This window comes from Kocuria tytonicola (genome assembly GCF_003687455.1).
Classification (GTDB): domain Bacteria; phylum Actinomycetota; class Actinomycetes; order Actinomycetales; family Micrococcaceae; genus Kocuria; species Kocuria tytonicola.
This window is the reverse complement of record NZ_PHOA01000010.1, coordinates 31,262-43,421: the sequence shown is the minus strand read 5'-3', so window position 1 is coordinate 43,421 and position 12,160 is coordinate 31,262. Positions and strand designations below refer to the sequence as shown.

Here is a 12,160-nt window from a genome sequence, read left to right as displayed (position 1 = left end):
GGCCGCGAGGGCGGTGCCGAGGGCATTGCCGAGTACACCACCGTCCAGTACATGGGCATGCCCTCGGCACCGCCCTCGCGGCCCACGCCGGACTCCTTGACGCCGCCGAACGGAGCGGCCGCGTTGGAGATGACGCCCACGTTCAGGCCCAGCAGGCCGTACTCGATGCGCTCGCCGATGCGCAGCGCGCGGGAGATGTCCTCGGTGAACACGTAGGAGGCCAGGCCGTACTCGGTGGTGTTGGCCAGGCGCACGGCGTCGTCCTCGTCCGTGAAGGTGATCACGGGCGCCACGGGCCCGAAGATCTCCTCCTGGAACACGCGGCAGTCCTCGGTCACGCCGGTGAGCAGGGTGGGCTCGAAGAAGTAGCCGGGCCCGTCCACGGGCTTGCCGCCCACGACGGCGCTCGCGCCCTTGCTCAGCGCGTCCTGCACGAACTCGTTGACGGAGTCCAGGGCCTTCTTCTCCACCATGGGACCCACGGTGGAGTCCTCCTCCAGACCGTTGCCGGGCTTGAGGGCGGCGAGCTTCGCCGCGAACTTCTGCGAGAACTCCTCGGCCACCGACTCGTGCACCAGGAAGCGGTTGGCCGCGGTGCACGCCTCTCCCATGTTGCGCATCTTCGCCGCCATGGCGCCCTCCACGGCCTTGTCCAGGTCCGCGTCCTCGAAGACGATGAACGGGCCGTTGCCGCCCAGCTCCATGGAGGTGCGCAGCACGTGGTCCGTGGCGGTCTTCATGAGCTGCTTGCCCACCGGCGTGGAGCCGGTGAAGGACACCTTGCGCAGGCGCGGATCCGCCATGATGGGGTCCGAGACGTTGGCCGCGGACTTGGAGGAGACCACGTTCAGCACACCCGCGGGGATGCCCGCCTCGATCATGAGCTTCGCGAAGAACTGCGAGGTCAGCGGGGTGAGACGCGCGGGCTTGAGGATCATGGTGCAGCCGGCGGCCACGGCGGGAGCCACCTTGCGGGTGGCCATGGCCAGCGGGAAGTTCCACGGGGTGATCAGCAGGCACGGGCCCACGGGCTTGTGGGAGACGAACATCCTGAGGTTGCCCTCGGGGGTGGACGCGTAGCGGCCGTAGTGGCGGACGGCTTCCTCCGAGAACCAGCGCAGGAACTCACCGCCGTAGACCACCTCGCCGCGGGCCTCCATCAGCGGCTTGCCCATCTCCAGGGTCATCAGCAGCGCGAGGTCCTCGGCGTGCTCCTGCACCAGGTCGAACGCGCGGCGCAGGATCTCGGAGCGCTCGCGGGCGCTCGTGCGGGCCCAGGACTCCTGCGCGTTCGCGGCGGCGTCCATCGCGGCGCGCGAGTCCTCCTCGGTGGCCGAGGCCAGGGTGGCCAGCACCTCGCCGGTCGCGGGGTTCTCGACGTCGAACGTGCCGCCGTCCGAGGCGCCCCGCCACTCGCCGTTGATCAGCAGGCCCTTGGGCGTGGCCTCGAGAACGGCGGAAACCTTGTCGTGGATGCTCATCTGTGTCCTTTCGGCGCGCACGGGTGCGCTTCGGTCTCGGGTTCGTGGGACAGAGCTGTCTGCGTTCATCGTATGCCCGGGCGCAAGGGGCGCCGGGCCGGAATCCTCCATTGTCCTGGGGCAACCCGCTGACGCGTCGAATGTGCCGGTTCGTGACGCCGGCCACGACGGGCCGTCTTACGGGGGCGCGACGCCGGACGGCCGGCTCGGCAGCCGGGGGGCACCGGGCGTCGTCGTCGTGTGCTCTCGCCCAGGGTGAAACCCCTGCCACCTGGGTGTGACGACGCCTACGCTGGGGCCATGGCTTACGCAACCACCAACCCCGCGACCGGGGAGACCGTCAAGACCTTCGAGACCGCCACGGACGAGCAGATCCGGGACGCCGTGGCCCGCTCCGCCGCCGAGTACCGTTCCTGGCGCTGCGTGCCGGTGGCCGAGCGCGCGAAGCTCATGCACCGCATGGCGGAGCTGTACCGCGAGCGGCAGGACGAGCTGGCCGCCCTGATCACCGAGGAGATGGGCAAGCCGGCCGCGCAGGCGGTGGGCGAGGTCCAGCTGGTGGCGGACATCTACGACTACTACGCGGACAACGCCGCGGAGTTCATGAAGGGCCGCACCCTCACCCCGTCCACCGGGGGAGAGGCCCGCGTGGTGCTGGACTCCACGGGCGTGGTGCTCGGGATCATGCCGTGGAACTTCCCCTACTACCAGGTGGCGCGCCTGGCCGCGCCCAACGTGATGCTCGGCAACACCGTGCTGCTGAAGCACGCCCCGAACGTCCCTCAGTGCGCGCTGGTCCAGGAGCAGCTGTTCCGGGAGGCCGGATTCCCGGAGGACGTCTACCTCAACATCTTCGCGTCCAACGAGCAGATCGCGGACATCGTGATCCCGGACCCCGCCGTGCAGGGCGTGTCCCTCACCGGTTCCGAGCGCGCGGGCGCGGCCGTGGCCGCCACCGCGGGCAAGAACCTCAAGAAGGTGGTGTTGGAGCTCGGCGGTTCCGATCCGTTCATCGTGCTGGACGACCAGAACGTGGAGCGCACCGTCAAGCAGGGCGTGTTCGGGCGCATGCTCAACAACGGCCAGGCGTGCACCAACGCCAAGCGCTTCATCGTGCTCGAGGACGCCTACGACACCTTCGTGGAGAACTTCGCGCAGGCCGTTCAGGGCGTCACCCCGGGGGACCCCACCGACCAGAAGACCTTCCTGGGCCCACTGTGCACGGTGGCGGCCCGTGACGGGATCATGGAGCAGGTCCAGGACGCCGTGGACAAGGGTGCCACCGTCCTCGCCGGCGGCAAGAAGCTGGACAAGCCGGGTGCCTGGATGGAGGCCACCGTGCTCGCGGACGTCACGCCCGAGATGCGCGCCTACACCGAGGAGATCTTCGGCCCCGTGGCCGTGGTCTACAAGGTCAAGGACGCCGACGAGGCCGTGGAGCTCGCCAACTCCTCGCCGTTCGGCCTGGGCGGCTCCGTGTTCGGCGCGGACGAGGCCGCAGCCCTGGAGGTGGCCCAGCGCGTGGACTCCGGCATGGTGTTCGTCAACGAGGTCACCGGCACCGCCCCGGACATGCCCTTCGGTGGCGTCAAGCGCTCCGGCGTGGGCCGCGAGCTCGGCCCGTTCGGCATCGAGGAGTTCGCCAACAAGAAGCTGATCCACACGCCGAAGAAGAAGTAGCGCCCCCGCGCGCCGCACCCGCCGCCCCCGCGCCTGCACAGGCGCGGGGGCGGCGTCGTGTCGGCGTGGGGACGGCCACGTGGGGGCCGGGCGGTGCGGTGGGCGACGCCGCTGCGCGCGGTGAGCGGGCGGCGTCGACTGCCGGGACAACGCCGCCGGGCGCAGTCCCCGGGGCCGGTCAGTCCTCGCGCTGGTAGCGGATCTGGGCGCCCACCACGGTGGCCTCCACCACCGTGTCGCGCACGGCCTCGGCGTCCACGGCGAAGATGTCCCGGTCCACGCTCACGAAGTCCGCGAGCATGCCGGGGGCCAGGCAGCCCTTGAGGTTCTCCTCGTAGGACGCGCGGGCCACGGCGTGGGTGTAGTAGGTGACGGCCTCGGGGCGGGTGACCACCTCGTGGGGCTGCCAGCCGCCCTCGGGGGCGCCGTCGCGGGTGCGGGTGATGGCGGCGTGGATGCCGTGGAACGGGTTGGGGTCCTCCACGGGGGCGTCCGAGCCGAAGACCAGCTCCACGCCAGCCTGCCGCAGGGTGTTCCACCCGTACGCCACGAGGTCGCGGTCCGCCAGGAAGCCGTTGAGCGGGATGTCCGTGGTGCAGTGCAACGGCTGCATGGAGGCCGTGACCCCCAGCTCGCGCAGCCGGGGGACGTCGCTGCGCTTGATGTACTGCGCGTGCTCGATCCGGTGGCGCAGCCCGAACGCGCGGGCCACGGACTGGCTCGCCGCCATGGCGTCCAGGGCCTCCGTGGCGGCCTGGTCCCCGATGGCGTGCACCGCCGCCGCGATCCCGGCCGAGGCCGCCGTGCGGATCCAGTGCTCGATCTCCCCGGGCTCCATGACGGCCATCCCGTGGTCGTGGGTGCCCGGCCACGCCTCGGACATGTGGCACGTGTGGGAGCCCAGGGCACCGTCCGCGAAGAGCTTGAGGGGACCCATGGAGATCCACTCGTCCCCGGAGTGGGTGCGGATCCCGCGCTGGATGAAGTCCTGGATCTGCTCCTGCCGCAGGATCTTGTGCACGCGCAGGTCCAGCTCGCCGCGCTCGTGCAGCTTCCGGTAGGCGTGCAGGCAGTCCACGCCGTCGATGTCGTGGAGGGACGTGATGCCCCGCTTGAGCAGCTCCCGCTGGCCCAGGGGCAGATAGGAGTCGATGCTTCCGGAGACGTCCGACTGCATGAGCCCGTCCCGGATGGGGATGGCCGCTGCCTCCTTGAGCACGCCGGTCAGTTCGCCGTGCTCGTCCCGCTCGAACTCCCCGCCGTCCGGGTCCTTCACCGTGCGGTCCAGGCCCAGTTCCTGCAGCGCCCGGGAGTTCAACCAGAGGGTGTGCAGGTCCAGGGAGCTCAGCGCCACGGGAACGTCCGGGGCCACCGAGTCCAGCACCCGCCGGTCCGGGCGCTGCGGCGTGGTCCACGCGTTGATGTTCCACTGCCCGCCGAAGATCCACGTGATGGTGGGGTCCACCCGGGCCTGCTCCACGTAGGGCCGCAGCACGGCCAGGGCCTCGTCAAGGGTGGTGCAGTGGCGCATGTCCGGCTCGATGAGCGAGCGCGAGTACATGGCGGAGTGGATGTGGCCGTCGCCCATGCCCGGCAGGACATACGTCCCGCCCAGGTCCGTGCGCTCGGTGCCCAGCGGGGCCAGGTCCCGCAGCTCGCGGTACTCGCCCACCGCCACGATCCGGTCCTCGGAGGTGAGGATCGCGTTGGGGTGGGGCATGTCGTGGGAGTGCCACTGCCCCTGCGGCGTCCAGCCCGTGGCCGGGTTCATGGCGTGGACCGTGGCGTTGTGGAACAAGCGGTACATCGGGGAACTCCTCGTGGTGCGCCGGGCACGGCGACGGCCCGGCAGCCGCCGGTCGTCAGGCACCACCCTACGACGCCGCCGCCGCGCCGGGTCGGGCACCTCGCGCTCACCCGGGCGCCCGGCGGGGACCGCGCCACGGTGCCGAACGGCGGGTGCCGCAGCGCACGCGCCTGGCCACGGGGCGGACAACGCCCGGGCTCCCGTGGCCCGGGGGCGTGGCGCCGCGGCGCCGCCGTGCGGGGCTCGGACTACATGCCGGGGAGCAGCTTCGCGGGGTCCGCGAGCACGTGCACCACGGCCGGGACCCGGTCCTCGGTGACGGCGCGGACGGCGTCGGCAATGACGCCCTCGATGTCCTCGTTGCGCTCCAGACGCGCACCGAAGGCCCCGTAGCCGCGCGCCACGGTGGCGAAGTCCGGGTTCTGCAGCTGGGTGCCGGAGACGCGGCCGGGGTAGTGGTTCTCCTGGTGGGCGCGAATGGTCCCGAACTGGCCGTTGTCCACCACGATGATCAGCGGGTGGGCGCCGAACTGGCGGGCGGTGGCCAGCTCCTGCGAGTTCATGAGGAACTCGCCGTCCCCGGCGATGGCGAACACGAACCGCTCCGGCTGCTCCAGGGACACGGAGACCGCGCCGGGCACGGAGTAGCCCATGGTGCCGTTGCGTACCGAGAGCTGCGACGGGAACGCACCCGTGGGCACGTACGTGTTGGCCCATGCGGTGTGGTTCCCGGAGCCGTACACCACCGCGGCGTCCTCGGGCAGGTGGGGGATGAGCGCCTTCATCACCAGTTCCATGTCCGCGGTGCCCTCGGCGTTGTTCCCCGCGGTGGCCGGGATCTCGAAACGCCTGCGGCGGGCAGCCACGGGGGTCTCGAGCCACGCGGACCAGTCCGGGTGCTCGCCGAGCTCCAGCTCGGCCAGGGCGCGCCCGAACGCCACGGGAGAGGCGAGGATCTGCCGGGTCACCGCACCGGAGTGCTGGCGCAACGAGGAGTCGATGTTCACGATCCAGTTCACCGCGGCGGGGTCCTGGCGCACCGTGAAGCCGTCCGTGGGGATGTCCGAGAGGGTGCCGCCCACCACGAGCAGCACGTCCGCGTTCTCCAGCGTCTCCACCGTCTCCCGGCTGCGGCCGTAGCCGGTCTCGCCCGCGTTCACGGGGGACGTGCCCGGCACGCGGTCCGCCGCGCGCCAGTCCGAGACCACGGGGATGCCGTGGCGCTCGGCGAACTCCGTGACCTGCCGCGCGGCCTCCGGGGTCCAGCGGGGCCCGCCCACGAGGATCGCGGGGCGCTGCGCACTTTCCAGGGCCGCGCGCAGGTCCGCGAGGTCCTCCCGCCCCACCGCGCCCTCGGTCACGGGCACGGGCTGGACCACGGGGGCGTCGGTCTGCCGGGTGATGACGTCCTCGGGCAGGCCCACCACCACGGGGCCGGGGCGCCCGGACGAGGCCGCGAAGAACGCCTCTGCCACGTACTCGGACGCCCTGTCCGGGTCGTCCAGGACCAGCACGCGCTTGGCCTGGGAGCCGAACCACTGGTGCGGGTCGAACTCCTGGAACGCCTCCCGCTCCCGGTGGGCCACCGGGACGAGCCCCACGAACAGCACCAGGGGAGTGGAGTCCTGCCACGCCAGGTGGATACCTACGAAGGCATTGGACGCACCCGGCCCGCGGGTCACCATGGCCACGCCCGGCCGCCCGGTGAGCTTGCCGTGCGCCTCGGCCATGTAGGTGACCCCGCCCTCCTGGCGGCACACCACGTTCTGCACCCCGGAGTCGTAGAGCCCGTCCAGCACGTCCAGGAAACTCTCCCCGGGCACGCTGAACACACGTTCCACCCCGTGGGCCTTGAGCGATTCGACGATGAGGTGGCCGGCGGACTGCTGCGCCATGGGTTCTCCTGACTCGGGTGCGGGTGCGGGTGCGGGTGCGGGTGCGGGTGCGGGTGCCCTGCCGGTCGTGGGTGTGACCGGGAGCACCTGCGGTGGCTCGTGCGGCGATCCTACCGCCGGGCCCTGCGCAGCCCGTCCCCTCGAGTCTGCAGTTCCCGTCCCCGCCCCCGACGAGGCCGACGCCGCCCGGAAGGTTCACAGCGTCCCGTGCACCACCTCACCGCCCACCACCGTGGCCGTCACGCCCAGGTCCTTGATGGTCGTGGGGTCCACCGCGAAGATGTCCGCGGAGAGCACCGCGAAGTCCGCGAGCATCCCCGGGACCAGCCGCCCCTTCTCATGCTCTTGGTGGGAGGCATACGCGCTGCCCACGGTGTAGGCGTGCACGGCCTGCGCCACCGTCAGGCACTCCTCGGGCACGAACTGCGCCCCGGAGGCGGTGCGCCGGTTCACCATGTCGTGGATGTTGGCCAGCGGCGGGGAGTCCACCACGGGCGCATCGGTGGAGGCGGGGACCTGCATCCCGGCGTCCAGCAGGGACCTCATGCGGTAGCACAGCCGGGTGCGCCGCTCGCCCATGGCCGTGGCGACCCCGTCCCCGAGCTCGTTCACGAACCGCCCCTGCGGCACGGGCACCACCCCGAGGGCCGCGGCGCGCGCCACCTGCTCGTCACTGGCCACGCCGAAGTGCTCGATGCGGTGGCGGCAGTCCTCGCGCGGGAACCGCCGCTGCGCCTCCTCGAGCACGTCCAGGACCACGTCCACGGCGCCGTCGCCGATGGCGTGCACCGCGAGCTGCCAGCCGTTGGCGTGCGCCGCGACCAGGTGCTGCGCGAGCCAGTCCCGCGAGAACTGCAGGTACCCCGCGTTGTCGACTCCCCGTGCGGCGTCGGCCGCGTAGTCCTCCGTCATGAAGGCCGAGCGGCCGATGAGCGAACCGTCGGAGAGCACCTTGACCGCCCCGATCCGCAGCCGCTCGTCCCCCAGCCCCGTGCGCAGACCCAGGTCCAGGCCGAAGGGCCGGTCCGCCAGGTCCGTGGCCTCGTCGTGCGCGTCCTGCGGGCCCACGGTGTGCAGCGTGGTCAGGTACGGCATGACGGTGGCGCGCACCCCCAGTCGCCCCTGCTCGCGCGCGAGCTGGTACGCCGCGACGTCCGTGACGGACTGCCCCAGGTGCTCCGGGGCGCCCAGCCCCGGTTCCGTGACGGACGTGATCCCGGCGGCCAGGGCGACGTCGCTCGCGGCCCCGATCTGCTCGGCCACCTGCGCGGCGGTCTTGGGCGGCATGGCTCCGGAGACGAGGCCGCGCGCCGTCTCCTCGAGCAGTCCCCGGGCGGCGCCGTTCGCGTCGAGCGGCACGCTGCCGCCCTCGGGGACCGTGAACCCGGTGCGTCCCGGGTACCCGGCGGCCTCGAACGCCGCGGTGTTGACCACCGCCATGTGCCGGGAGTTGTGCCACAGCCACACGGGATTCTGCGGTGCCACGGCGTCCAGTTCCTCGGCCGTGGGGTGCTCGCCGCCCAGGTGGTTCTGGTCGTAGCCCTGGCCCAGGACCCACGCGCCCGGTGCGGCCCCGCGCGCGGCGGCGGCCACGACGTCGAGCAGCTCGGCCATGGTCGAGACGGTCGAGGGGCGCAGGTCCGCCTGCACCAGGGTCTCGCCCAGCATGGTGAGGTGGCAGTGGGCGTCGTGGAAACCGGGCACCACGGTGGCACCGTGCAGGTCCACCGAACGCTCGAACACCTCCGTGGGCAGCTCGTCGTCCAGGCTCACGACTCTGCCCCCGTGGACCCCCAGGGAGTGCACCACCGGCCGGTCCGGGTCCTGCGTGTGGATGCTGCCGTTGCGGTAGATGACGTCGAGAGCCATGGGGCGCCGTCCTCGGGGATCGCGGGCTGCGGACCGTGGAGGCACGTCTGCCCGACGTGCCGCCGCCGGCCGGTCCGGGGACGCGCGGCGGTTCCCCATGCTCTCGCGCGGAGGTGCGCCGTGTCACGTGCCCTGCTGAACGGTCCGGCAGGCCTGTGCCGCACCGCAGCCGTGCGGAGGCCCTGGTGACCGGCACTCCCGCGCCCGCCTGGGTGAACGCGTCCACCCGTCCGGTCCGCGCGCCGTCGCCGGCCCGACCGGAGCCGCCTGCACCGGCACCGGGACCGGTGCGCGATGTTCTCCAGGTCACTGGGCGGGGCGCTACCCTCGTGGACAGCACTCAGCACTCAGCACTCAGCGCTCGGCACTGCTCGACCTGCGCCGCACCGCTCCACCTGCACCGCACCGCCGGCGCCGCGCAGAGCCGAGCCCACCCGGTCGTCCTGCCCCTCGCACCCAGGAGAACCCATGCCCTTCGATCCCCAGGCACCGGCCACCGGCCCCATGCCCGTCTACCAGGAACGGGGTGACCAGGGGTACAAGAAGTCCCTGGGCAACTTCCAGATCCAGATGATCGGCATCGGCGGTGCCATCGGCGTGGGCCTGTTCCTGGGCATCGGCGGACGTCTCGCCGCGGCCGGTCCCGCCCTGATCGTGTCCTACCTGGTGGTCTCCACCGTGGTGTACCTGCTCATGCGGGCCCTCGGGGAACTCGTGATCCACCGCCCCACCACGGGCGCGTGGGTGTCCTACGCACGCGAGTTCGTGGGGGACCGGTTCGCGTTCATGACCGGGTGGATCTACGTGGCGCTCTCCGCCGTGGCGGGCGTGGGCGAGATCGCGGCGCTCGCGGTGTACGTGCAGTTCTGGTGGCCGGAGATCCCGGGGTGGATCCCCTCGCTCGTGGCCGCCATGGTGATCGTGGGCTGCAACCTGCTGAGCGTGAAGCTCTACGGTTTCATCGAGACGTGGGCCGCGGCCATCAAGGTGCTCGCCATCCTGCTGTTCCTGGCCGCGGGCATCATCCTGGTGGTGGCCGGGGACATCTTCCACGCCCCCACGGCCGCGTCCGTGAGCAACCTGTGGAACCAGGGCTTCGCCCCCCAGGGGGTGCTGGTGCTCGTGGTCGTGATGACCGGCGTGGTGTTCTCGTTCTCCGCCATCGAGATCGTGGGCGTCTCCGCGGGTGAGGCCAAGGATCCCGAGAAGTCCATGCCCAAGGCCATCAACTCCGTGGTGCTGCGCATTGCCATCTTCTACATCGGCTCCATCCTGGTGCTGTCCATGCTGCTGCCCACGGACCAGTACTCCGGGGAGCAGTCCCCGTTCGTGACCGCCCTGTCCTCCCTGAACATCCCGGCGCTCGCGGGCATCATGAACTTCGTGGTGCTCACCGCGGCAGTCTCCGGCGTGAACGCCACCCTGTACGCGTGCGTGCGCCTGCTGCGGAACCTGGCCGCCCACAGACAGGCCCCCGAGGTGATGTCCAAGGTCTCGGAGCGCGGTGTGCCCTCCGGCGCGCTGGTCTGCATCTTCGGCTTCGACCTGCTGGGCATCGCGCTGATCTACGTGCTGGGCGCCTCGGACGCGTTCGAGGTGGTGCTCAGCGCCTGCTCGGTGTTCGTGCTCTTCGGGTGGATCTCGATCTTCGTGTCCCACCTGGGCTACCGCCGCCAGGTCTCCCGCGGACTCCTTCCGGGCGTGCACTTCAAGATGCCCGGCGCGCCCGTGACCAACTGGGTGTGCCTGGTGTTCCTGAGCGTCCTCTCGCTCTACATCATGTTCGACCTCTCCAACCCGCACTGGTACTACAGCCTGCTGGCGGGCGTGCTGATCCTCGTGGCCACCAACATCGGCTACGAGTTCTCCAAGCGCCACGTGGCGAAGAACGGCCTGCCCGAGCTCACGACCACCGGCGAGGAGGACGACGTGGAGGAGGCCCCGCGGACCGAGGCGCGCTGAGCGGCGTCGTCGTCGCACGCTCCGGCACGGGGCAGGCACGCGGTGCCACGGCGTGGGGCGGCCCGCGGACGTGGCCGCTGCCACTAAGGTGGACCACCGAACGAATCCGTGCGAGCGATGATGGAGAACGCCGTGGACAACGTGAACAACCTGCCGTCCGCCACCGTGGACGAGATCCCCGAGGGTGCCCCCGTCCTGGACGTGCGCGAGCAGGACGAGTGGGATGCCGGGCACATCGACGGCGCCCAGCACCTGCCGCTCTCCCAGCTCGCGGAGCGCACCGAGGAGGTGCCGCTGGACCAGGACGTCTACGTGATCTGCCGCTCCGGCGGTCGCGCGCTGCGCGCCACGGCGTACCTCGCGCAGTACGGCTACGACCCCGTGAACGTGCTGGGCGGCATGGGTGCGTGGGCGGACGCCGATAAGCCGATGGTCTCCGAGACGGGCGAGGCGGCGCGCGTTCTGTGAACGCAGCTCTGTCCGGCGTGGCCTCGGGTCCTGCGGATCCGGGGCCACACGCCCGTCAGTACGCCTTTCTGGGGCCCGCGGGCACGTTCACCGAGGCGGCGCTCATGCAGGTCCCGGGGGCCGACGCCGCCGTGCGCACCCCCATGAGCTCGGTGCCCGCCGCGCTCGCGGCCGTCCGTGAGGAACGTGTGGACGCGGCGGTGGTGCCCATCGAGAACTCGGTGGAGGGCGGGGTGACCGCCACCCTGGACGACGTCTCCTTCGGGGCGGAGCTGCGGATCCTGCGCGAGATCGTGGTGCCCATCCGGTTCACGCTCGTGGCCCCGGCCGGGACCGAGCTCGCCGAGGTCCGCACCATCTCCACCCACACGGTCGCGTGGGCGCAGATCCGCCGCTGGGTTGCGGAGAACCTTCCCGAGGTGGCCTACGTGCCCGCCCCCTCCACGGCGGCCTCCGCGGTGGCCATGCTCGACGGCGCCGGGGGAGTGAGCACCGACGGCCTCGGCTACGATGCCGCCGTGTGCTCGCCCGTGGTGGTCGAGCAGCACCCCGAGCTGCACGTGCTGGCCGAGGACATCGGGGACAACAAGCAGGCCGTCACACGCTTCGTGCTCGTGGCCCGCCCGGACGCCCCCATGCCCGCACCCACGGGGGCGGACAAGACCTCCCTGGTGGTGCCCCTGTGGGAGGACCGCCCCGGTGCGCTGCTGGACATCCTCGAGCAGTTCGCCACCCGGGGGGTCAACCTCACCCGGATCGAGTCCCGCCCCACCAAGACCCACCTGGGCGACTACTTCTTCTCCGTGGACATCGACGGGCACATCCAGGACGACCGTGTGGCGGACGCCCTCATGGGCGTGCGCCGGATCTGTCCCCGCACCCGGTTCCTCGGTTCCTACCCCCGCGCCGACGAGCGCGCGGTACCCGTGGCCTCGCAGCACAGCGACGCCGCATTCATCCAGGCCCGTTCGTGGGTCGACAACCTGAAAGGACAGTGA

The 12,160-nt window shown here is 71.6% G+C and carries 8 protein-coding genes; 4 read left to right on the top strand and 4 right to left on the bottom strand.

Annotation, left to right across the window (positions count from 1 at the left end; translation table 11 throughout):
* Positions 1-1,481, bottom strand: a 1,481-nt coding sequence (locus tag CWC38_RS02675) for an NAD-dependent succinate-semialdehyde dehydrogenase (protein WP_133306229.1), incomplete at its 3' end; no start/stop codon positions are given.
* A gap of 300 nt (positions 1,482-1,781) precedes the next feature.
* Between CWC38_RS02675 and CWC38_RS02670 the strand changes: the two genes are divergently transcribed.
* Positions 1,782-3,161: an NAD-dependent succinate-semialdehyde dehydrogenase gene (locus tag CWC38_RS02670; RefSeq protein WP_121845283.1), complete on the top strand. Its 1,380-nt coding sequence runs from the start codon at positions 1,782-1,784 to the stop codon at positions 3,159-3,161.
* Positions 3,162-3,339: 178 nt separating this feature from the next.
* Here CWC38_RS02670 and CWC38_RS02665 read toward each other — a convergent pair whose 3' ends face one another.
* The 3 genes from CWC38_RS02665 to CWC38_RS02655 all read right to left on the bottom strand — a co-directional run bounded on the left by CWC38_RS02665 (position 3,340) and on the right by CWC38_RS02655 (position 8,732).
* Positions 3,340-4,968 carry an amidohydrolase gene (locus tag CWC38_RS02665; RefSeq protein ID WP_121845282.1) on the bottom strand — a complete coding sequence of 543 codons (1,629 nt, stop codon included), beginning with the start codon at positions 4,966-4,968 and terminating at the stop codon, positions 3,340-3,342.
* Between the two features lie 248 nt (positions 4,969-5,216).
* Positions 5,217-6,863 carry a thiamine pyrophosphate-dependent enzyme gene (locus CWC38_RS02660; protein ID WP_121845281.1) on the bottom strand — a complete coding sequence of 549 codons (1,647 nt, stop codon included), beginning with the start codon at positions 6,861-6,863 and terminating at the stop codon, positions 5,217-5,219.
* Positions 6,864-7,058: 195 nt separating this feature from the next.
* Complete coding sequence (locus tag CWC38_RS02655) at positions 7,059-8,732, bottom strand: amidohydrolase (RefSeq protein WP_121845280.1); 1,674 nt, start codon at positions 8,730-8,732, stop codon at positions 7,059-7,061.
* A 468-nt stretch (positions 8,733-9,200) separates the two neighbouring features.
* Here CWC38_RS02655 and CWC38_RS02650 point away from each other — a divergent pair, with 468 nt between their 5' ends.
* The 3 genes from CWC38_RS02650 (at position 9,201) to pheA (ending at position 12,160) form a co-directional block, all read left to right on the top strand.
* The gene (locus CWC38_RS02650; protein WP_121845279.1) at positions 9,201-10,694 is read left to right on the top strand and encodes an amino acid permease; all 1,494 of its coding nucleotides are present in this window, start codon (positions 9,201-9,203) and stop codon (positions 10,692-10,694) included.
* Between the two features lie 132 nt (positions 10,695-10,826).
* On the top strand, positions 10,827-11,162 hold the full coding sequence (locus CWC38_RS02645) for a rhodanese-like domain-containing protein (RefSeq protein ID WP_121845291.1): 336 nt from the start codon (positions 10,827-10,829) through the stop codon (positions 11,160-11,162).
* A complete protein-coding gene (gene pheA, locus CWC38_RS02640) occupies positions 11,159-12,160 on the top strand; it encodes a prephenate dehydratase (protein WP_121845278.1) in 1,002 nt (333 codons plus the stop codon). Before CWC38_RS02645 ends, pheA begins: the two co-directional genes overlap by 4 nt.